The sequence below is a fragment of the Streptomyces sp. NPDC005492 genome (assembly GCF_040605995.1).
Taxonomy (GTDB): Bacteria; Actinomycetota; Actinomycetes; order Streptomycetales; family Streptomycetaceae; genus Streptomyces.
In genome coordinates this window covers 11,396-33,704 of the sequence record NZ_JBEXDX010000063.1, presented here as the reverse complement: position 1 = coordinate 33,704, position 22,309 = coordinate 11,396, and the positions used below count along the sequence as shown (strand labels likewise).

The window sequence follows — 22,309 nt, the reverse complement described above, 5'->3', positions numbered from 1 at the left end:
CAGGGGAGTCACAGAGTTTCGCTGACTTTCCCTCAACCTCTTTCGTCGAATCTTTTCGACTCCGTAAGCACCTTGACGGCTACCACCCCCGTCCTCACGATGGGAGCGCTCCCACTGGTTCAAGGCTTGTTGCTGCTCCGCCCCCACCTTCTCCGAGCCGCAAGGAGGAACCAGCACATGCACCCCAGAAGGAGACGCCGTGTGACACGGCGACTGTGGACCGCTGTCGTGGCGGCCCTCGCGCTTCCCCTGTCGATGCTCGCGACCGGCACAACTCCCGCCCAGGCGGCGACGGTTCAGTGCAGCGTGGACTACAAGGCGAACGACTGGGGCTCCGGCTTCACCGCGGATCTGACCCTCACCAACCGGGGTACGGACGCGATCAACGGCTGGACCCTGACGTACGCCTACTCAGGCAACCAGAAGCTCAGCAACGGCTGGAACGGCACCTGGTCCCAGTCCGGCAGCGCGGTCACGGTGACGAACGCGTCGTACAACGGGACGATCGCCGCGGGCGCGGCCGTCTCGACCGGCGCGCAGTTCACCTACAGCGGCACCAACACCGCGCCCACGTCGTTCGCGATCAACGGCACCGCCTGCGTCGGCGCGCACCAGCCGCCGATCACCGTGCTGACCAGCCCGAGCGCGGGCGCGATCTACACACAGGGGGCCGCGGTCCCGCTCGCGGCGACCGCGGCGGCGGCCGACAACGCGACGATCAGCAAGGTGGAGTTCTACGACGACACCACACTGCTCGGCACGGACACGACCTCGCCGTACTCCTTTTCGGCCTCTGGTTTGACCGTGGGCAGTCATTCACTGGTCGCGAAGGCGTACGACAGCCTGGGCGCGTCCGGGGAGTCCACACCGGTCGGTATCACGGTCGCCTCGGGACCCGCGGTCGTCGCATCGCCGAGTCAACTGGGCGTCCAGCAAGGGAAGACGGGCACGTACGCGGTGTCGCTGTCCTCGCAGCCCACGTCCAACGTGACGGTCACGACGGCCCGCGCGAGCGGCAACACGGGGCTGTCCGTCACCGGCGGCGCATCGCTCACGTTCACGCCGTCGAACTGGAACACCGCGCAGACCGTGACCCTCACGGCCGACGCCTCCGGCACCGGTTCGGCGTCCTTCGAGTCGACGGCGACCGGCTTCACCAAGGCGACGGTCACGGTGACGGAGCTGGCGGCGGCGAACGCGTACGACGCCCGCTTCCTGGACCTCTACGGGAAGATCACCAACCCGGCGAACGGCTACTTCTCGCCCCAGGGCATCCCCTACCACTCGGTGGAGACCCTGATCGTCGAGGCGCCCGACCAGGGGCACGAGACCACGTCGGAGGCGTACAGCTACCTGCTGTGGCTGCAGGCGATGTACGGCAAGGTGACGGGCGACTGGTCGAAGTTCAACGGCGCCTGGGACCTCATGGAGAAGTACATGATCCCCACCCACGCCGACCAGCCGACCAACTCCTTCTACAACGCCTCGAAGCCGGCGACGTACGCGCCTGAGCTGGACACTCCGAACGAGTATCCGGCGAAGCTCGACACCTCGGTGTCGGTGGGATCGGATCCGATCGCCGGTGAACTGAAGACCGCATACGGTACGGACGATGTCTACGGTATGCACTGGCTGGAGGACGTCGACAACACCTACGGCTACGGCGACACGCCGGGCGGCGGGTGCGAGGCGGGGCCGACGGCGAGCGGACCGTCGTACATCAACACCTTCCAGCGCGGGCCGCAGGAGTCCGTGTGGGAGACGGTGCCGCAGCCGACCTGCGACGCCTTCAAGTACGGCGGTACGAACGGGTACTTGGACCTCTTCACCGGAGACTCCTCGTACGCGAAGCAGTGGAAGTACACCGACGCCCCCGACGCCGACGCACGGGCCGTGCAGGCCGCGTACTGGGCCGACGTGTGGGCCAAGGAGCAGGGCAAGGGCTCCGACGTCTCCACGACCGTCGGCAAGGCCGCCAAGATGGGCGACTATCTGCGGTATGCGATGTACGACAAGTACTTCAAGAAAATAGGCAACTGCGTCGGGCCGTCCACCTGCCCGGCCGGAACCGGCAAGGACGCCTCGGACTATCTGCTGTCCTGGTACTACGCGTGGGGCGGCGCCAACGACACCAGCGCGGGCTGGGCCTGGCGCATCGGCTCCAGCCACGTCCACGGCGGCTACCAGAACCCGCTGGCCGCCTACGCGTTGAGCTCGTACGCGGACCTGAAGCCCAAGTCCACGACGGGCGCGGCGGATTGGGGCACCTCACTGAGCCGGCAGTTGGAGTTCTACCGCTGGCTGCAGTCGAGCGAGGGCGCCATCGCGGGCGGGGCGACCAACAGTTGGCAGGGCCGGTACGCGAGCCCGCCAGCCGGGACGTCGACCTTCTACGGCATGTACTACGACCAGCAGCCCGTCTACCACGACCCGCCGTCCAACCAGTGGTTCGGCTTCCAGGCGTGGTCGATGGAGCGGGTCGCCGAGTACTACCAGCAGACGGGGAACGCGAGCGCGAAGGCGGTCCTCGACAAGTGGGTGGCGTGGGCACTGTCCAAGACCACGATCAACCCGGACGGCACCTATCTGATCCCCTCCACGCTCCAGTGGTCGGGCCAGCCCGACACCTGGAACGCGTCAAGTCCCGGTGCCAATACGGGACTTCATGTCACCGTCGCCGACTACACCAATGACGTCGGTGTGGCGGCCGCGTACGCCAAGACCCTGACGTACTACGCCGCGAAGTCCGGCGACGCGACGGCGAAGACGACCGCGAAGGCCCTGCTCGACGGCATGTGGAACAACTACCAGGACAGCCTGGGCATCGCCGTCCCGGAGACCCGCGCGGACTACAACCGCTTCGACGACAGCGTGTACGTCCCGAGCGGCTGGACCGGCACGATGCCGAACGGGGACGCGATCAACTCGTCTTCCACGTTCGCGTCGTTGAGGTCCTTCTACAAGAACGACCCGGCGTGGTCGAAGATCCAGAGCTATCTGGCGGGCGGGGCCGCGCCTGTCTTCACCTATCACCGGTTCTGGGCTCAGGCGGATGTCGCCCTGGCCATGGGTTCGTATGCGGAGCTTCTCGAATAGTCCCCCGCGAGGCGCTCCGCGGGTTGGGCGGTGGTTTTAGTGCGGGCCCGCTGTAGCTGGGTGCGCAGTTCCCCGCGCCCCTGAAAAGGGCGTTGTAAGCCGCCTGTGCTCCCTCGGAACCGCTTCGAAGCTTCGTGTGCGAGGCCCCGTCACCTGACGGCGGGGCCAACTGCCGGGCGACCCCCACCCGCACTGGGGGTCGCCCGGTGCTCGTGCCTTTTCCCTCTTCTCTTCACGAGAGGACCCCTCGTGCGAAGAACCCGCATTCTCATGGCAGTTGTGGCGCTTGCCGCCGGTCTGCTGGCCGGCAGTCCGTCCGCCCTTGCCGCGAACGCGTCGAAGGCGACGCTCGCGGCCGACACGTACACCTGGCACAACGCCCGTATCGACGGCGGTGGCTTCGTGCCGGGCATCGTGTTCAACCGGACCGAGAAGAACCTCGCCTATGCCCGTACCGACATCGGCGGCGCCTATCGCTGGCAGGAGTCGACGAAGACGTGGACGCCGTTGCTGGACTCGGTCGGGTGGGACGAGTGGGGGCACACCGGTGTGGTGAGCCTCGCGTCCGACTCGGTCGATCCGGACAAGGTGTACGCGGCTGTCGGTACGTACACCAACAGTTGGGATCCGACGAACGGGGCCGTGCTCAGGTCGGCCGACCGGGGCACGAGTTGGCAGAAGACGGATCTGCCGTTCAAGCTCGGCGGGAACATGCCGGGGCGCGGTATGGGTGAGCGGCTGGCCGTCGATCCGAACAAGGACAGCGTGCTGTATCTGGGCGCGCCCAGCGGGAAGGGGCTGTGGCGGTCCACGGACTCCGGGGTCACCTGGTCGCAGGTGACGAACTTCCCGAATGTCGGCAACTATGTGCAGGATCCCAGCGACACCAGCGGCTACGCGAGCGACAACCAGGGCGTCGCCTGGGTCACCTTCGACGAGTCGACGGGCACGTCCGGCAGCGCCACGAAGACCATCTACGTCGGGGTCGCCGACCAGGCCAATGCCGTGTACCGGTCGACGGACGCGGGCGCGACGTGGAGCCGGGTGGCCGGGCAGCCGACCGGTTATCTGGCGCACAAGGGTGTGCTGGATGCGGTCAACGGTTATCTGTACATCGCATACAGCGACAAGGGTGGCCCGTACGACGGCGGCAAGGGCCAGTTGTGGCGGTACGCGACGGCGACCGGCGCCTGGACGAACATCAGTCCGGTCGCGGACGCCGACACCTACTTCGGCTACAGCGGGCTGACCGTCGACCGGCAGCATCCGGGCACCGTGATGGCGACGGCGTACAGCTCATGGTGGCCGGACACGCAGATCCTCCGCTCGACGGACAGCGGCGGCACCTGGACAAAGGCCTGGGACTACACGTCGTATCCGAACCGTTCGGACCGCTACACCATGGACGTGTCGTCCGTGCCCTGGCTGTCCTTCGGCGCGAATCCGTCGCCGCCCGAACAGAGCCCGAAACTCGGCTGGATGACCGAGTCGCTGGAGATCGACCCGTTCGATTCGAATCGGATGATGTACGGGACGGGTGCGACGCTCTACGGCACGGAGAACCTCACGAACTGGGACAGCGGCGGCCAGTTCACGGTGAAGCCGATGGTGCGGGGGCTGGAGGAGACGGCCGTCAACGACCTCGCCGCTCCCCCGTCCGGCGGCGCCCAACTCCTCAGCGCGCTGGGCGACATCGGCGGATTCCGGCACACCGATCTGACCAACGTCCCCGCGATGATGTTCACTTCGCCGACCTTCACGACGACCACGAGTCTGGACTTCGCGGAGAGCAACCCGAACACGGTGGTGCGCGTGGGAGATCTGGATTCGGGGCCGCACATCGCGTTCTCGACGGACAACGGCGCCAACTGGTTCGCGGGGAGCGACCCTTCGGGCGTGAGCGGGGGCGGGACGGTGGCCGCCGCGGCCGACGGGAGCCGGTTCGTGTGGAGTCCGGCGGGTGCGGGGGTGCAGTACACGACCGGGTTCGGTTCGTCCTGGTCGGCGTCGAGCGGTATTCCGGCGGGGGCGGTCCTGGAGTCGGACCGGGTCGACGCGAAGACCTTCTACGGTTTCAAGTCCGGGAAGTTCTACGTCAGTTCGGACGGCGGGGCGACCTTCACCGCGTCCTCGGCGACCGGGCTGCCCAGTGGTGACAGCGTGCGCTTCAAGGCGCTGCCCGGTACGAAGGGGGACGTCTGGCTGGCGGGTGGGGCGAGCGACGGGGCGTACGGGCTGTGGCACTCCACGGACGGCGGCGCCACCTTCACCAAGCTCGCGAACGTCGACCAGGCCGACACCATCGGCTTCGGCAAGGCGGCGACGGGTGCCTCGTACCAGACGCTCTACACCAGTGCGAAGATCGGCGGCGTCCGCGGCATCTTCCGCTCGATCGACAAGGGCGCGACCTGGACCCGGATCAACGACGATGCCCACCAGTGGGGTTGGACCGGAGCGGCGATCACCGGTGACCCTCGGGTGTACGGGCGGGTGTACGTGTCGACGAACGGTCGCGGGATCGTCTACGGCGACTCCTCCGACGCCGGTGACGGAGGCGGTGGCGGCGGTACCGATCCGACGCCGACCGGCGCCTGTTCGGTCTCGTACCGGATCACGAACCAGTGGACGGACGGCTTCCAGGCGGATGTCCAGGTCACCAACACCGGCTCAACCACCTGGAACGGCTGGTCACTTGGTTGGTCCTTCGCGGACGGTCAGCGGATCGGCCAACTGTGGAACGCCGACTACACCCAGTCGGGCGCGACGGTGACGGCGAAGAACGTGAGCTGGAACGGCACGGTGGCGGCGGGTTCGTCGGTGGGGTTCGGGTTCACGGGGAGTTGGTCGGGGGTGAACACGAAGCCGGGCGGGTTCAAGGTGGGCGATCAGAACTGCACGGTGAGTTGAGCAGAGGGCAGTGGTCTGAGCAGGGGCGCGTGCCCTATCGCACGCGCCCTCCACTTCAACATCACAAATCAGTTACCTCTTCTTCACGTGTCTCACGCCACCCTCATTTCGGGCGTTAAGTTCAACCCCCAACTAATCGCCAGGGGGACCCCATATGTCGTACCAGCCGCCACCGCCGCCCATGCCGCCCTCGTACGGCCCCGCGCCGACACCGCCGGCGCCGGCCGGTCCGAAATGGGCCCGCAAGCACGTGGCCATCCCTGCCGCCGCCGCCCTCTTCGCGCTCGGCGCGGTGATCGGGGCCGCGGGCAGCGGCGGCGGTGACAGCAGCAACACGAGTGCCGAGCCGGCCGCGACGAAGACGGTCACCGCGGCTCCCCAGGCCGCCAAGGTCGACAAGGCCGAGCCCGCGCCCACGGTAACTGTCACCGCCACCGTCTCGGTCACGAAGACCGCGAAGGCCAAGGCGACGAAGGCCGCGACGAGCAGCGACGAGGCCCCTTCGGGCAAGGCTCTCTTCAAGGTGTGGGGCAGCGCGCCCTCCGGTGTCGACATCACCTACGGCAGCGACGGCACCAACCTTCAGGGCAAGGGCCTGCCCATGACGAAGACCCTGACCGTGAACAGTGACGCCCTGTACTACCAGGTCACCGCCCAGCTCCAGGGCGGCGGGAACATCCACTGCTCCATCACCATCGACGGCAGGACCAAGTCCGGTCAGGCGCAGGGCGGTTACAACATCTGCTCGGCCCAACTGAACTCCGACTTCAGTGGCGGGTTCAGCTGAGCCGGCCGCTTCCCCTCAGGAGCTACGGCGTGTAGACGGTCGGCCGGGGTGCCGTCGCCATCCCGTCGCCGATGTAGAAGCTCGGGTGGGGCGGTTGGTTGTATGCGGTGTTCTGCCAGGCCAGGGCGGTGCGGTACTGGGTGTCGTGGAGCAGGGTGGTGATCCTGGTGGTCGTCTCGTACGGCGTGGAGTAGATCCGTAGCGCCGTGTTGTCCGTGGTGGGCCAGACGACCTCCTCCCGCCAGTCGCCAAGGATGTCCCCGGAGAGGGTCGGGGTCGCCTTGGTGCTGTTGTTGGAGTGGACGTCGGCGCCGGTCAGCAGGCGGGTGTCGGCGGTCGTGCCGTACTTGTCGATGTGGGTGGCGTCGAGGAGTTCGCGGACCGGGTCGCCGTCCCACCAGGACAGGAAGTTGATGCTGGAGGGCTTGCGGGTCGACACCACCGTGCCCTTGGGGTCACGGACGCCGCTCTCCGACGCCGACCAGGACTCGGCGCCCGCGCTGCCCGCCCAGATGTCCCCGGAGACACCCCGGCCGTTGTCGCCGTTGGCGGGTGTGGACCAGATGATCGCGCCGGTCTTCGCGTCCGCCATCCACGAGGACGGTTTCGAGGAGTCCTCGTCGACCTTGAACTCCTCCAGGCCCGGGCGGGACGGGTCGAGGTCGCCGACATGCATGGCGTCGCCGTGGCCGTTCTTGGTGGTCCACAGGCCCGAGCCGTTGTCGTCGACGGCCATCGAGCCGTACACGATCTCGTCCTTGCCGTCTTCGTCGACGTCCGCGACCGCCAACTGGTGGTTGCCCTGGGCGTCGTAGCCCTTGCCGGTGTTGGTCGAGGAGTTGGTGTCGAAGGTCCAGCGGCGGGTGAAGGCGCCGCCGCGCCAGTCCCAGGCGGCGATCACCGTGCGCGTGTAGTAGCCGCGCGCCATGATCAGGGAGGGGCGGCTGCCGTCCAAGTAGGCGGTTCCGGCGAGGAATCGGTCGACGCGGTTGCCGTAGGAGTCGCCCCAGGAGGAGACCGTGCCGCGCGCCGGGACGTAGTCGACGGTGCCCATCGCCGCCCCGGTGAGGCCGTTGAACATGGTCAGGTACTCGGGGCCCGACAGCACATAGCCGCTCGAATTGCGGTAGTCCGCCGTCGAGTTGCCGATGACCGTGCCGGTTCCGTCGACCGTGGCGTCGGCCGTCTTCATGGCGACCTCGGCCTTGCCGTCGCCGTCGTAGTCGTACACCTGGAACTGTGTGTAGTGCGCGCCGGAGCGGATGTTGCGGCCCAGGTCGATGCGCCACAGACGGGTGCCGTCGAGTTTGACGCCGTCGAGGATCGTGTTTCCGGTGTAGCCGGACTGGGAGTTGTCCTTGGCGTTCGTGGGCTGCCACTTGAGGACGAAGTCGAGCCGGCCGTCGCCGTCGAGGTCGCCCACGGAGGCGTCGTTGGCTTCGTAGGTGTACGCCACACCGTCGGGGGTCGTGCCGCCGGCGGGCGGGGTGATCGGGACGTCCTTGTAGCCGGTGCGGAACTGGACGGCGTGGACCGAGTCGGCCTGTTCGGCGCCGCCGACGATCGCGCGGACCGTGTAGTCGGCCTGGGCGGGCGCGCCGGCGTGGAAGTAGTCGGTGGAGCCGGTGATCGGGGTCGCGTTGACCTTCGTACCGGCACGGTAGACGTTGAAGGAGACGGTGTCGGGGTCGGTGCCGAGCCAGCGCCAACTGACCAGGTTGCCGCTGTCCGTGTGGACGCTGACGACGCCGCGGTCGAGGGCCTCGACCTGGCGGGCGGTGGCGGCCTGGGCGGTGCCGCCGGTGGTGAGTCCGGCGAGGACCAGGGCTGCGGCGGCGGTCAGCGCGGCGAGTACGGCGCTTCGTCTGTGGTACCGGTGCGGCGGGTGCACGTGCGGGTGCGGGTGGCTCACGGGAGGTACCTCCTGAGCGGACGGACGGGTTCTGGAGCCTCAGTCGCCGCTGTCCGTGAGCAAGTTGCCGTATCTTTCGGCCAGTTCGGCGACCGTGCGGGTGATGCGGTCGCGCAGCTCGGGCGGAGACAGGACCTCGATGTCGGTGCCGAGGCGCAGGAACTCGCCGAGCGCGTGGTCGACGGACTCGATGGGGACCGACATCAGGGTCCAGCCGTCCCGCTCCGGCTCTCCGCCGAGGGCGACCGCTCGGGCGAGGGTCGCGCCGGGGGCCAGCCGGACCACCGCCTCGCCCCGGTACAGGCGGTCGTGGAAGTCGCGTTGGTGGGCGGTCCAGTACGCGGCCAGGTCGAAGCCGTCCGGCCGGGTGAACTCGTCGTCGGAGGCGGTGAGTTCGAGGATCTGGTCGACACGGTAGGTACGCGGTCCGGGACCGGCGACGACATACCAGCGGCCCGCCTTCAGCACGAGGCCGTACGGCTCCAGTCGGCGCTCCACGTCGGTGGGCTCGCGCCAGCGGCGGTAGATGGCATACAGAACACGGTTGTTCCATACGGCGTCGGCGACTGTATGCAAAAACCGGGTGTCGTCGGCATCCGCGTACCAGCCCGGCGCGTCCAGGTGGAACCGGTCGCTGATGCGGTCCGCGTGCCCGCGCAGCTCGGCCGGCAGGGCGGCGCGCACCTTCAGCCGGGCGGCGGCCAGGAACGGGCCGAGACCCAGTTCGGCGGCCGGCCCCGGTACGCCCGCGAGGAACAGGGCCTCGGCCTCGTCCCTGGTGAGGCCGGTCAGGCGGGTGCGGTAGCCGCCGAGCAGCCGGTAGCCGCCGGCGTGGCCCGCGTCGCCGTAGAGCGGGACACCCGCCGCGCTCAGCGCCTCGACGTCCCGGTAGACGGTGCGGACCGAGACCTCCAGCGCCTCGGCGAGTTCCGCGGCCGTCATCCGGTCGCGGGTCTGGAGCAGCAGGAGGATCGAGACGAGCCGGCTGGACTTCACTGACACAGGATGTCAGTGAAGCGGGCCTAGCGTCCTGTCATGCCCTTCACGGAGAAACTGCTGACCGTGCCACCACCGATCGTGGTGGCCGGGCGGCACATCAAGCGCTACCACGTCACGGCCGACCCGACCGGGATCGCACCCGAGGTGGAGGAGGCGGCGTACGCGATCCTGCCGAAGCTGCTGCCGGAGCCGGACGGTACTCCCCCGGCCACCTTCGTCGTGCTGCACCGGGGCGGTGACGACGGCGCCTATCTCAACGCCTACAGCTGGGTGTGGGACAACGTTCTGCACTTCCGGGGTGCGTCGGCGGGCCAGCCCGTGCTCGGCTGCCCGGACCGCGACCCGACGCACTTCGTCACTCCCGACCTGCCGTGGATCGGCTGTGTCTGGGAGCTGCCGCCGATCCTGCACGAACGGGACGCCTGGGTACGGCATCTGCTCGCGCCCGAAGTGCCGGACCTGGACGCCTACTTGACCGACTCCCTGACCGACGCGACCACTGGAGACCGCTCATGAGCAGCCCGCGCGACTTCGACTTCTTCCACGGCGAGTGGGAGGTCGCCCACCGTCAGCGCACCGACTTCCTCCAACCCGACAGTGAATGGGTGGAGTTCACGGGGGTCAGTCGGTGCTGGCCGCTCTTCGACGGGGACGCGAACGTCGACGAGATCGACCTGCCGTATCTGGGGTCGAAGGGGCTGACCCTGCGGCTCTTCGACCGGGAGACCGAACAGTGGTCGCTGAACTGGTCGTCGAGCCGCAGCGGGAAGCTGTTCCCGCCGGTGACGGGGCGGTTCGAGGACGGCCGGGGCGCGTTCCACGGCGACGACACCCACGACGGGAAGGATGTGCGGGTGCGGTTCGTGTGGTCGGGGATCAGCGGGACCGGTGCCCGCTGGGAGCAGGCGTTCTCGGTGGACGGCGGGGAGACGTGGGTGACCAACTGGACGATGGAGTTCACCCGGACGTCTTCCGGAACGCCGTCAGGGTGAACTCCGGGTCGGGGCGCGGGACTTCCTGATCCGGCAGTTCCCGCAGACGGGCCGCGAACCCCTCGGTCTGCGGGTCGCCGGGGGTGAGCATGGTGAACCAGCCGCGCCGCAGGTCCGCGATGGTGCTCCGGGGACTGCGCCCCTGGCCGTGTCCCCGGAAGCGGCCCCAGCCGGCCGGGTGGAGGCCGAACTCGGCGGCGTACGCGCGGACTTGGTCGGAGCGGTCTTGGGCGGGGCGACGTAAACGGGACGCGAGGACTGTGTCGATGTCGCTGCCGACGTCGTGGGCGGCGGCCTTGTCGACCGTCGTGACGTACACCCCGCCCGGTCGCAGGACCCGTGCGCACTCGGTGATGATCGCCCGGACGTCCTCCGGGCCGTCCGCCAGGTGCAGCAGCCAGACGGTGGTGACGGCGTCGAACACCCCGTCGGGGAACGGGAGTCGGCGGCTGTCGGCGAGGAGTATCGCGCCGGGCAGCCGGGTCGCCGCCGTGCGGGTCATGGCGGGGGCGGCGTCCAGGCCCGTGACCCGCAGCCCGGGGCGGCCGGCGGTCAGGCGGCGGGTGACGATGCCGGTGCCGCAGGCCACGTCCAGCAGGCTTCGAGCCTGCCCGGGGACGAGACCGAGTACGGCTTCGGCAGCGGCGGCGGCGCGGGGCTCGCCGCCGCGGGTGGCGTCGTAGGCGTCGGCTTCCTTGTCGTAGTCGAGCACGCGGTGGTGTCCCGTCGTCCTGGCGTCCCGTCCCTCCTTCGTGTCCGGTCAGTCCGCTCCGTGCCCCGGGGCCAAGTCCTCGACTCTGCGGGCGAGTTGGAAGTCCAGCTCGGTGATCGCGCCGCCGACGCTGTGGGTGTTCACGGTGAGGGAGACGGTGTTGTAGCCGAGGGTGAGGTCGGAGTGGTGGTCGAGTTCCTCCTGGACCTGGGCGATGTGGACGACCATCGCGGTGGCCGCGAAGTGGGAGCCGAGCCGGTAGGTGCGGGTGAGGCGGTCGGCGTCGGCGGACCAGCCGGAAAGTTCCGCGAGGCGGTCCTCGATCTCCTTCTGCGCGAGCGGTACGACGGGCATGGCCTCGCTCCTTCGTCGGGATCGGTCTCTCTTCAGCGTGCCACAGGTGGCTGGCTGCGTCCCTGGTCAGACGGGTGCCCGGAGGTCAGCGCCGTACGCATTCGGCCGCGAGGTCGTCGGCGAGGGCGGCGATCGTGGCGCGGCCCTCGACGCCCCGCACCCACTGGTGCGGCAGGCCGTGGTCGCCGTGCCGGGCGCCGAGGAGGTTGCCGCAGATGGAGCCGGTGGAGTCGCTGTCGCCGGAGTGGTTGACGGCGAGGAGCAGCGCGGCCTTCACGTCGGGTTCCACCAGTGCGCTGTAGACGCCGATGGCGAGGGCCTCCTCGGCGACCCAGCCCGCGCCGAGGGATTCGACCTTCTCGGCGGTGGGCGAGCCCTCGGCGGCCAGGTCGAGGGCCTGGTGGAGGGCGGCGGAGGTCTCCTCGTGGCCGGGGTGGCGCTCCAGGAGCCGTAGCGCGCGCAGGACCGAGCCCTCCAGGGAGTCCCCGGCGACCAGGTGCGCCACGATGGCGGCGAGGGCGCCCGCCGCGTAGTAGCCGGTGGGGTGGCCGTGGGTGATCTGCGCGCCTGCGGCCGCCGTGGCGAAGGCCCGGTCGGCCGTGGTGCCCAGGCCGAACGGGGCCGAGCGCATCACCGTGCCGCAGCCCTTGGAGTCGGGGTTGACGGGTCCAGGCCGGCCGTCGAGTACCAGCCACGGGTCCGGCGCGTGGGCCTGCGCTACTCCGGACAGGCAGGCGTTGCCGGGGGCGCGACGGGCGTACAGCCAGGGCTCGGCCAGCAGACCGGCCGTGACGCCCTCGCCCGGTGCGGGCTTCGACTGGGTTTCCAGCCATCGTTCGTACGCCCGGAGCAGCAGGACGGGCCAGGCGCCGCCGATGCCCTTCTCCCGTTCGCGCGCGTGGGCCGCGATGAGGGCCTCGACGGTGAACAGGGTCATCTGGGTGTCGTCGCTGATCAGGCCCCGCGCTCCGTGCGCGCCGGGAACATATCCGGTGACCCCGCGCGGGCCGTGGCTCGCGCGGATGCGGTCGAGGGAGGCGAACTCGATCGGGTAGCCGAGGGCGTCGCCGACCGCCCCGCCGAGGAGGCAGCCCCGGACTCTGGCCCGGTACACCGCAGTGGCCTCCCCGGACGGGTTCCTCAATTCGTTCACGTGTGCGCTCCTTCGACTACGGTCGTCCGTATGACCATTGTCGCGAGCGGCACCACCGCCTCCGCCGACACCCCTGCCGGCAAGGGTGTCGGCCCCCTGCTGCGTGCGTGGCGGGAGCGGCGGCGGGTCAGCCAACTGGAGCTGGCGTCGCGGGCCGACTCCTCGGCCCGGCACATCAGCTTCGTCGAGACGGGTCGGTCCCGGCCGAGCGAGGAGATGGTGCTCCGGCTGGCCGAGCACCTGGACGTGCCGGTGCGGGAGCGCAACTCCCTCCTCCTGGCGGCCGGTTACGCCCCGCGCTATCCCGAGACCCCGCTGGACGACCCGGCGTTGGGCGCGTTGCGCGAGGGTCTGGAGCGGCTGATCCGGTGCTACGAGCCGTATCCCGCGCTGGTGGTCGACGCGAGGTACGACGTGGTCGCGGCGAACCAGGGCATCACCATGCTGCTGGACGGCGTACCGGAGTCCCTCCTCCAACCGCCGCTCAACGCCATGCGGTTGACGCTGCACCCCGACGGGATGGCGCCGCGCATCCGCAACCTCGGTGAGTGGCGCGGGCATCTCCTCGCGCAGATGGAGCGGCAGATCGCCCTGCACCGCTCCGAGGCGCTGCGGAAGCTGTACGAGGAGGTCGCCGCGTATCCGGTGCCGGAGGCGGCCGACGACGGGGACGAACCAGCCGGTTCCGTACCGTATTTCGCGCTGCCGATGCGGATCGAGCACGCGGGCCGGGTGCTGTCGTTCGTGTCCTCGATCTCGACGTTCAACACTCCGATGGACGTGACGGTCTCGGAACTGGCCATCGAGACGTTCCTTCCGGCCGACCCGGCGACGGCCAAGTACCTTCACACGCTGGGACGCTGACGGATGATCACCTCCAAACCGCTGAGAGAGTGGCCGGAACATGGCACACTTCCCCCAGACTTCGGCGCGTGGGGAGGCGTGGCGTGAGTGAGCGGCGGCCCGCGCCCACTGTGGGTCAAGTGGTGCTCGGCAGAAGGCTGCAGGAGCTGCGTGAGGCGGCCGGCGTCAAGCGTGAGGAGGCCGCGCAGGCTCTGCGGGTGGCTCCGGCGACGGTACGGCGCATGGAGATGGCCGAGGTCGCGCTGAAGGTGCCGTACGTACAGGTGCTGTTGGCCCTGTACGGGGTGGCCGACGAGGAGGCCGACTCGTTCGTCACGCTCACCGAGGAGGCGAACCAGCCGGGTTGGTGGCAGCGGTTCCACGATGTGCTGCCGGAGTGGTTCAGCCTGTATGTGAGCCTGGAGGGCGCGGCCGGGCTGATCCGCTCGTACGAACCGCACTTCGTGCCCGGCCTGTTGCAGACCGAGGCGTACGCGCGTGCCGTGCTGGAGGCCGGGACGATCGGGCAGGCCGGCCCGGAGACCATCGAGCGGCATGTGTCCCTGCGGATGGCGCGTCAGGGGCTGTTGGAGCGGGACAGTCCGCCGCATCTGTGGGTGATCATGGACGAGACGGTGCTGCGCCGCCCGGTGAGCATCCATGGCGAGGTGATGCGCGAACAGCTCGACAGACTCCTGGAGTTCACCGAGCGCGACCGGGTCACGCTCCAGGTCGCCGAGTTCGAGAACGGCCCGCACCCGGGGACGTACGCCCCGTTCTCGCTGTTCCGTTTCGCCGAACCGGAGCTGCCCGACATGGTGTTCACCGAGTATCTGACCGGCGCTCTGTATCTGGACTCCCGTACGGAGGTCTCCGCGCACCTGGAGGTCCTCGACCACATGACGGCGCACGCCGCGTCCGCACAGCGCACCAAGAAGATCCTGCGGGACTATCGCGACACCTTCTGAGCACGGCCCGGCACCACCGACCCGAACTCCCAAGGAGACGACACCGCATGACCGGATCCGAAGCCGCGCCCACCCGTATCGACACCAGCCGGCCGCACCCGGCGCGGGTGTACGACTGGTGGCTCGGCGGCAAGGACAACTACCCGGTGGACGAGGAGCTGGCGCGCCGCATCCTCGCCGCGGACGGCACGGCGGTGCGCGGGGCGCGAGCCAACCGCCGGTTCATGCACCGGGCGACGCGTACCGCCGCCGAGGCCGGGATACGCCAGTTCCTGGACGTCGGCACCGGCATCCCCACCGAGCCCAATCTGCACCAGGTGGCGCAGAGCGTCGCCCCGGACGCCAGGGTGGTGTACGCGGACAAGGACCCGATCGTGCTGCGGCACGCGGAGGCACTGCTGCACGGCTCGGCCGAGGGCGGCACCGAGTACGTGCACGCCGACGTCCGCGACCCGGACACGATCCTGCGGCTGGCCGGCGAGACCCTCGACTTCACGCAGCCGGTCGCGCTGTCGCTGGTCGCGCTCACCCACTATCTGGACGACGACACCGACGGCGACGACGTGTACGGCCTGGTCAAGCGGTACGTCGACATCCTCGTCCCGGGCAGCTACCTGGTGATGTCGCAGGTCACCGCCGATCTCAGCCCCAAGGGCGTGGAGCAGGCCGCCGAGCACTTCCGGCGCAGCGGCACCCCGTTCCATCCGCGCACGCTGGCCGAGTTCTCGCGCTTCTTCGACGGTCTCGAGCTGCTCGGCCCGGGCGTCATCTCGGTCTACGGCTGGCGGCCCGAGGCGGAGGACGTGGCCGCCCAGGCGGAGGGCATCGTGCCGGTCTACGGCGGTGTCGCCCGCAAGGCCTGACCCGTACGCCCGCGGGCGCTGACCCGTACGGCTGCGGTGAACGGGTGTACTCCCCTGCCCCGCCCTAGGTTCGACACCACGGGCGAGCAAGGGAGCGCAGGTGACTCAGACGCGGACACCGCCCACCGAGCCGGGAGCGGCGCTGCTGCGGGCCGGACGGTTCTTCCGACCGGGCACCGCGGCGCCCGACCTGCACAGCATCGGGCTGGCGGGCGGCCGGGAGGCGGACGCCTTCTACCGGGACCGCTGGAGCCACGACAAGGTCGTGAACTCCACGCACGGTGTGAACTGCACGGGTTCCTGCCGGTGGAAGGTGTATGTCAAGGACGGCATCATCACCTGGGAGACCCAGCAGACGGACTATCCGTCGGTGGGCCCGGACCGCCCGGAGTACGAGCCCCGCGGCTGCCCGCGCGGTGCCGCCTTCTCCTGGTACACGTACTCCCCGACCCGGGTGCGGTATCCCTACGTCCGGGGTGTGCTGCTGGAGATGTACCGCGAGGCGAAAAACCGTATACAGGATCCTGTAGCCGCCTGGGCCGACATCCAGAACGACCCCGAGCGCCGCAGCCGCTACCAGCGGGCACGCGGCAAGGGCGGACTGGTCCGGGCGAGCTGGGACGAGGCGGTCGAGATCGTCGCCGCCGCGCACGTCCACACGATCAAGACCTACGGCCCGGACCGCATCGCCGGTTTCTCCCCCATCCCGGCGATGTCGATGGTGTCGCACGCGGCGGGCGCGCGCTTCCACTCGCTGATCGGCGCCCCGATGCTGTCGTTCTACGACTGGTACGCGGACCTTCCCGTGGCCTCCCCGCAGGTGTTCGGCGACCAGACCGACGTGCCGGAGTCGGGCGACTGGTGGGACGCCGCGTATCTGATGATGTGGGGCTCCAACGTCCCGGTGACCCGCACGCCGGACGCGCACTGGATGGCGGAGGCCCGCTACCGGGGGCAGAAGGTCGTGGTCGTCGCCCCCGACTACGCGGACAACGCCAAGTTCGCCGACGAGTGGCTGCATCCGCACCCCGGCACGGACGGCGCGCTGGCCCTGGCGATGGGGCATGTGATCCTCAAGGAGTTCTTCGTCGACCGCGAGACGCCGTTCTTCACGGACTACGTACGGCAGTTCACCGACCTGCCGTTCCTGGTGACCCTCACGGAACGCGACGGCGCGTACGTGCCGGGGAAGTTCCTGCGCGCTTCCGACCTCGGTCAGTCCGACGAGGGCGCCGACTGGAAGACGCTGGTCCTGGACACGGTGACGGGCCGCGCGGTCGCCCCGAACGGCTCCCTTGGCTTCCGCTGGACCGAGTCGGGCAAGGGCAGGTGGAACCTCGAACTCGGTGATGTGAAACCGCAGTTGAGCCTGTACGGCAGCGAGGTCTCGGCGGGCGTGGAGGTGCTCCTGCCGAGGTTCGACACCGAGGGCGGGGAGGACGGTCAGGGGCGCGGCGAGGTCCTGAGCCGGGGTGTCCCCGCGACCCGGCTCGGCGGCCCCGACGGCCCTCTCGTGACGACCGTCCACGATCTGCTGCTGGCCCAGTACGGCGTGTTCCGGCACGGTCTCCCGGGCGCCTGGCCCGCCTCCTACGACGACGCGCGCACCCCGGGCACACCCGCCTGGCAGGAGGCGCACACCTCGGTCCCGGCCGCCAAGTGCGTGAAGATCGCGAGGGAGTTCGCGCGGACGGCGGAGCGGTCCAAGGGCCGCTGCATGATCCTGATGGGCGCCGGCACCAACCACTGGTTCCACTCGGAGACCATCTACCGCGCGTTCCTCGCCCTCCTCCAACTGACCGGCTGCCAGGGCCGCAATGGCGGCGGCTGGGCGCACTACGTCGGCCAGGAGAAGTGCCGCCCCTCGACCGGCTGGGCGACGTTGGCCGCCGCCTCCGACTGGTCCCGCCCACCACGGCAGATGATCGGCACCGCCTACTGGTTCCTCAACACCGACCAGTGGCGCTACGACCGGTTCGCCGCCGACGTCCTCGCCTCGCCGCTCGGCGAGGGCCGGTTCACGGGGATGACGGGCGCCGACTGCCTCGCCCTGTCGGCGCGCACGGGATGGATGCCCTCGTATCCGACCTTCGACCGCAACCCCCTGGACCTGGGCGAGGCCTTCGGCGACCCGGTGGCCAAGGCCGTCTCCCAACTCCGGTCCGGGGACCTGAAGTTCGCGTGCGAGGACCCGGACGCGCCGGAGAACTGGCCGCGGGTGCTGACCCTGTGGCGGGCCAATCTGCTGGGCTCCTCGGCGAAGGGCGCCGAGTACTTCACCAAGCATCTCCTGGGCACCCACTCGTCGTTGCGGGCCGAGGAAGCGCCCGAGGGCGTACGGCCGCGGGACGTGACCTGGCGCGAGGAGGCGCCGGAGGGGAAGCTCGACCTGCTGCTGTCGCTGGACTTCCGGCAGACCTCCTCGACGCTGCTGTCGGACGTGGTGCTGCCCGCCGCGACCTGGTACGAGAAGCACGACCTGTCCAGCACGGACATGCATCCCTACGTCCACTCGTTCACGCCGGCGGTGGATCCGCCGTGGCAGGCGCGGACCGACTTCGACACGTTCAAGGCGCTGGCCGAGCGGCTGAGCGAGCTGGCCGTGGACCACCTGGGCGTGCGCAAGGACCTGGTGGCGACCCCGCTCCAGCACGACACGCCGGGTGAGGTCGCCCAGCCGGGCGGGGTCGTCCTGGACTGGCGGCGCGGGGAGTGCGAACCCGTACCCGGGAAGACCATGCCGACGCTCACGCTCGTGGAGCGGGACTACACGGCGATCGGCGCCAAGTTCGCCGCGCTGGGTCCGCTGGTGGAGCGACTCGGGCTGCCCGCCAAGGGGATCACGCTCCACCCGGACCAGGAGGTCGCGCAGCTAAGGGAGTTGAACGGCAGCGGCTACCAGGGGCGCCCCTCCCTCGACACGGCGGTGAAGGCCGCCAACACCATCCTCGCGCTGTCGGGGACCACCAACGGCCGCCTGGCCGTTCAGGGGTTCCGCACTCTGGAGGCGCGCACCGGCCGGGAGTTGGCCCACCTGGCCGCCGAACACGAGGGCAAGCGCGTCACGTATCCCGACACTCAGGCGGCCCCGGTGCCGGTGATCACCTCGCCGGAGTGGTCGGGCAGCGAGACCGGCGGCCGGCGCTACACGGCGTTCACGCAGAACACCGAGCAGCTCAAGCCGTGGCACACGCTCACCGGGCGCCAGCACTTCTTCCTGGACCACGACTGGATCCACGAACTGGGCGAGGCGCTGCCGGTGTACCGGCCACCGCTCGACATGCACCGGCTGTTCGGCGAACCAGCTCTCGGACCGGACGGACAACGGGAAGTGACGGTCCGTTATCTCACCCCGCACAACAAGTGGTCGATCCACTCCGAGTACCAGGACAACCTGTTCATGCTGGCCCTGTCCCGGGGCGGCCAGAACATCTGGATGTCGCCGCAGGACGCGGACGCGATCGGCGTGGTCGACAACGACTGGGTCGAGGCGGTCAACCGCAACGGCGTGGTGGTGGCCCGCGCGGTCGTCTCGCACCGGATGCCGGCCGGCACGGTCTACATGCACCACGCGCAGGAGCGCACGGTCAACGTCCCGGTGACGGAGTCCACCGGACAACGCGGCGGCATCCACAACTCGCTGACCCGGCTCATCCTCAAACCGTCCCATCTCATCGGCGGCTACGCCCAGTTGTCGTGGGCCTTCAACTACCTGGGCCCGACGGGCAACCAGCGTGACGAGGTGACGGTCGTCCGCCGCCGTAGCAGCCAGGAGGTCGAGTACTGATGCGTCCGATGGCCCAGATCGCCATGGTGATGAATCTCGACAAGTGCATCGGCTGCCATACGTGTTCGGTGACCTGTAAGCAGGCGTGGACCAACCGGCGGGGCATGGAGTACGTCTGGTTCAACAACGTCGAGACCCGCCCCGGGCAGGGGTACCCGCGCCGCTACGAGGACCAGGAACGCTGGCGCGGCGGCTGGGAGCTGAACCGGCGGGGCGCGCTGAAGCTGAAGGCCGGCGGCCGGTTCCGGAAGCTCGCGGGGATCTTCTCCAACCCCGAACTCCCGGAGATCAAGGACTACTACGAGCCCTGGACCTACGACTACAAGAACCTCACCGACGCCCCGCTCGGCGACGACTACCCGGTCGCCCGGCCGATCTCACAGCTCGACGGCAAGCCGATGAAGATCGAGTGGTCGGCGAACTGGGACGACAACCTCGCCGGCGCCCCGGCCTACGGCGACTTCGACCCGATGGTGGAGCGGACCCGCAGGCAGGCCTCGGACAAGGTGAAGTTCGAGTTCGAGCAGGCCTTCATGTTCTATCTCCCGCGCATCTGCGAGCACTGCCTCAACCCGGCCTGTGTGGCGTCCTGTCCGTCCGGCGCGATGTACAAGCGGGCCGAGGACGGCATCGTCCTGGTCGACCAGGACCGCTGCCGGGGCTGGCGGATGTGCGTGACCGGATGCCCGTACAAGAAGGTGTACTTCAACCACCGCACCGGCAAGGCCGAGAAGTGCACGCTCTGCTATCCGCGCCTCGAAGTGGGCCTGCCCACCGTCTGCTCGGAGACCTGTGTGGGGCGGCTGCGCTATCTCGGGGTGATGCTGTACGACGCCGACAAGGTGACGGCGGCGGCCGAGGTACGGGACGAAAAGGCGCTGTACGAAGCCCAGTTGGGGGTGTTCCTCGACCCCGAGGACCACGAGGTGCGGCGGGCCTGCGAGGAGGCGGGCATCCCGCAGGACTGGATGGAGGCGGCCCGCCGCTCCCCCGTGCGCACGCTGATCAGCGAGTACCGGGTGGCGCTGCCGCTGCATCCGGAATACCGCACGATGCCGATGGTCTGGTACATCCCGCCGCTGTCGCCGGTGGTGGACGCGCTGACGGAGACCGGGCACGACGGCGAGGACGCCGGGAACCTGTTCGGCGCGATCGACACGCTGCGCATCCCCCTCGCATACCTGGCGGAGCTCTTCACCGCCGGTGATGTCGGGCCGGTCCGGGCCTCGTTGGAGAAACTCGCCGCGATGCGCTCCCACATGCGGGCCATCAACCTCGGTGAGGAACCCGACCCGGCGACCGCCGCCGCCATCGGGATGACGCCCGAGGAGATCGAGGCGATGTACCGGCTGCTGGCGATCGCCAAGTACGAGGACCGGTACGTGATTCCGACGGCCGCGGTCGGGGACGCGCGCCGCCTTGAGGAGTCCGCGCTGCCCGACGAGTGCAGCGTCGGCCACCACGACGAACCCGGCGCGGTCGGCGACGGGCCGTTCGGCCGGGACTCGGGCCGCAAGCTGCTGCCGATCGTGTCCGTGGAGAACTTCCACGCGCTGCGCGACCGCCAGATGGCGGACCACCCGGACCCGCCGGACCACGAAGCGAAGGAGGCGTGATGCCCTCGGACGCTGTGCTGTACCAGGCGGCCGCGCTCTGCCTGACCTACCCCGACGACGACTTCCGCTCCCGGCTCCCCCTGCTGCGTGAAGCCGCCCCGCAGTTGCGGGAGTTCGTCGACCACGCGGCCCTCACTCCGGCGCAGGACCTGGCGGCGCACTATGTGCAGGTCTTCGACTTCAAGAACCGGCACAGCCTGTACCTGAGTTGGTGGCACGACGGCGACACCCGTCGGCGCGGTATGTCCCTGGTCCGCTTCAAGGAGCTGTACCGCGCGCACGAGTTGGAGTTCACCGGCGAGGAGCTTCCGGACTTCCTGCCCGCCGTCCTGGAGTTCACCTCCCGCACCGGCAACCTCGACCTCCTCGCCGAGTACCGCGGCGCCCTGGACCAACTCCGCGCCCGGCTGGCCGACTTCGGGACGCCGTACGCCTCCGTCCTGGACGCCGTCTGCGCCACCCTGCCGAACACACCCAGCGAGGCACGCCGATGAGCACGTTCCTGTGGGGCGCCCTGCCCTATCTCGCCCTCGTCCTCCTCGTCGCCGGTCTGTTCTGGCGCCACCGCTACGACCGGTTCGGCTGGACCACGCGTTCCTCGCAGGTCTACGAGTCGAGACTCCTCAACATCGCCTCCCCGGCCTTCCATTACGGCATCCTCTTCGTCCTCGCCGGCCACCTGGTCGGCCTGTTCGTCCCCGAGTCGTGGACCCGCTCCGCCGGCATCAGCGAGCGCACGTACCACCTGTTCTCCCTCTACGGCGGCACCGCGGCCGGTGCCCTCACGGTCGTCGGCATCCTGCTCCTGCTCTACCGCCGCCGTACGAACGCCCCCGTGTTCCGGGCGACGACGGTCAACGACAAGCTGATGTACGTCGTGCTGCTCGCGGCGATCGTGATGGGCATGGTGGCGAAGCTGAGCCATTCCTCCGGAGACGGCTACGACTACCGGCAGTCCATCGCCCCCTGGGCCCGCAGCCTCTTCACCCTCCAGCCGAGGACGGAGCTGATGACGGGTGTACCGGTGCTTTACCAGATCCACGCCGTGATCGGCATGGCGCTGATCGCCCTCGTGCCGTACACCCGGCTGGTGCACATGTTCAGCGCACCGGTGCAGTACCTGTTCCGCCCGTACGTGGTCTACCGCAGCCGCGACCCGAAGGAGTTGGGGCCGCGGCCGGAGCGGCGGGGGTGGGAGCGGACCGGGAGTTAGGTCCTGTCGTCACATTCCCGTCGTCGCCCGGAGGGCGGCCCGGCGCCCGCCGCGGAAGCGGCCGATGTCTCAGAAGGTGCGTGCTCTCGGCGCGCCGGGCGTGGACC

General features: G+C 69.5%; 17 protein-coding genes. 12 read left to right on the top strand and 5 right to left on the bottom strand.

The window, feature by feature from the left end; translation table 11 throughout:
- The first annotated feature begins 177 nt into the window (after positions 1–177).
- The 3 genes from ABZT04_RS42200 (at position 178) to ABZT04_RS42190 (ending at position 6,790) form a co-directional block, all read left to right on the top strand.
- Positions 178–3,096 (top strand): glycoside hydrolase family 48 protein, encoded by a 2,919-nt coding sequence (locus tag ABZT04_RS42200; RefSeq protein WP_356064937.1) that lies wholly within the window; start codon positions 178–180, stop codon positions 3,094–3,096.
- 249 nt (positions 3,097–3,345) lie between these two features.
- A complete protein-coding gene (locus ABZT04_RS42195) occupies positions 3,346–6,003 on the top strand; it encodes a cellulose binding domain-containing protein (protein WP_356064934.1) in 2,658 nt (885 codons plus the stop codon).
- Between the two features lie 154 nt (positions 6,004–6,157).
- On the top strand, positions 6,158–6,790 hold the full coding sequence (locus ABZT04_RS42190; protein WP_356064931.1) for a hypothetical protein: 633 nt from the start codon (positions 6,158–6,160) through the stop codon (positions 6,788–6,790).
- A 22-nt stretch (positions 6,791–6,812) separates the two neighbouring features.
- Here the strand turns inward: ABZT04_RS42190 and ABZT04_RS42185 are convergent, their stop codons facing one another.
- Complete coding sequence (locus ABZT04_RS42185; RefSeq protein WP_356064928.1) at positions 6,813–8,702, bottom strand: rhamnogalacturonan lyase; 1,890 nt, start codon at positions 8,700–8,702, stop codon at positions 6,813–6,815.
- 39 nt (positions 8,703–8,741) lie between these two features.
- Positions 8,742–9,698 (bottom strand): YafY family protein, encoded by a 957-nt coding sequence (locus tag ABZT04_RS42180; RefSeq protein WP_356064925.1) that lies wholly within the window; start codon positions 9,696–9,698, stop codon positions 8,742–8,744.
- Between the two features lie 39 nt (positions 9,699–9,737).
- Here ABZT04_RS42180 and ABZT04_RS42175 point away from each other — a divergent pair, with 39 nt between their 5' ends.
- Positions 9,738–10,217, top strand: coding sequence for a hypothetical protein (locus tag ABZT04_RS42175; RefSeq protein WP_356064923.1), 480 nt, complete (start codon positions 9,738–9,740; stop codon positions 10,215–10,217).
- A complete protein-coding gene (locus ABZT04_RS42170; RefSeq protein WP_356064921.1) occupies positions 10,214–10,693 on the top strand; it encodes a hypothetical protein in 480 nt (159 codons plus the stop codon). Before ABZT04_RS42175 ends, ABZT04_RS42170 begins: the two co-directional genes overlap by 4 nt.
- Here ABZT04_RS42170 and ABZT04_RS42165 read toward each other — a convergent pair.
- The 3 genes from ABZT04_RS42165 to ABZT04_RS42155 form a co-directional block, all read right to left on the bottom strand.
- On the bottom strand, positions 10,659–11,405 hold the full coding sequence (locus ABZT04_RS42165; RefSeq protein ID WP_356064918.1) for a class I SAM-dependent methyltransferase: 747 nt from the start codon (positions 11,403–11,405) through the stop codon (positions 10,659–10,661). The genes ABZT04_RS42170 and ABZT04_RS42165 overlap by 35 nt on opposite strands.
- Positions 11,406–11,453: 48 nt before the next feature.
- Positions 11,454–11,759 (bottom strand): 4a-hydroxytetrahydrobiopterin dehydratase, encoded by a 306-nt coding sequence (locus tag ABZT04_RS42160; protein ID WP_356064916.1) that lies wholly within the window; start codon positions 11,757–11,759, stop codon positions 11,454–11,456.
- A gap of 85 nt (positions 11,760–11,844) precedes the next feature.
- A complete protein-coding gene (locus tag ABZT04_RS42155; protein ID WP_356064914.1) occupies positions 11,845–12,912 on the bottom strand; it encodes an ADP-ribosylglycohydrolase family protein in 1,068 nt (355 codons plus the stop codon).
- 30 nt (positions 12,913–12,942) lie between these two features.
- Between ABZT04_RS42155 and ABZT04_RS42150 the strand changes: the two genes are divergently transcribed.
- The 7 genes from ABZT04_RS42150 (at position 12,943) to narI (ending at position 22,202) form a co-directional block, all read left to right on the top strand.
- Positions 12,943–13,776, top strand: coding sequence for a helix-turn-helix transcriptional regulator (locus ABZT04_RS42150; protein ID WP_356064912.1), 834 nt, complete (start codon positions 12,943–12,945; stop codon positions 13,774–13,776).
- Between the two features lie 83 nt (positions 13,777–13,859).
- Positions 13,860–14,723, top strand: coding sequence for a helix-turn-helix transcriptional regulator (locus ABZT04_RS42145; RefSeq protein ID WP_356064909.1), 864 nt, complete (start codon positions 13,860–13,862; stop codon positions 14,721–14,723).
- 47 nt (positions 14,724–14,770) lie between these two features.
- Positions 14,771–15,586 (top strand): SAM-dependent methyltransferase, encoded by an 816-nt coding sequence (locus tag ABZT04_RS42140; RefSeq protein ID WP_356064907.1) that lies wholly within the window; start codon positions 14,771–14,773, stop codon positions 15,584–15,586.
- 100 nt (positions 15,587–15,686) lie between these two features.
- Positions 15,687–19,373 carry a nitrate reductase subunit alpha gene (locus ABZT04_RS42135; RefSeq protein ID WP_356064905.1) on the top strand — a complete coding sequence of 1,229 codons (3,687 nt, stop codon included), beginning with the start codon at positions 15,687–15,689 and terminating at the stop codon, positions 19,371–19,373.
- On the top strand, positions 19,373–20,989 hold the full coding sequence (narH, locus tag ABZT04_RS42130) for a nitrate reductase subunit beta (RefSeq protein ID WP_356064903.1): 1,617 nt from the start codon (positions 19,373–19,375) through the stop codon (positions 20,987–20,989). The genes ABZT04_RS42135 and narH overlap by 1 nt, the downstream gene beginning before the upstream one ends.
- The gene (gene narJ, locus ABZT04_RS42125) at positions 20,989–21,483 is read left to right on the top strand and encodes a nitrate reductase molybdenum cofactor assembly chaperone (RefSeq protein WP_356064901.1); all 495 of its coding nucleotides are present in this window, start codon (positions 20,989–20,991) and stop codon (positions 21,481–21,483) included. Before narH ends, narJ begins: the two co-directional genes overlap by 1 nt.
- Positions 21,480–22,202: a respiratory nitrate reductase subunit gamma gene (narI, locus tag ABZT04_RS42120; RefSeq protein WP_356064898.1), complete on the top strand. Its 723-nt coding sequence runs from the start codon at positions 21,480–21,482 to the stop codon at positions 22,200–22,202. Before narJ ends, narI begins: the two co-directional genes overlap by 4 nt.
- Positions 22,203–22,309: the final 107 nt, after the last annotated feature.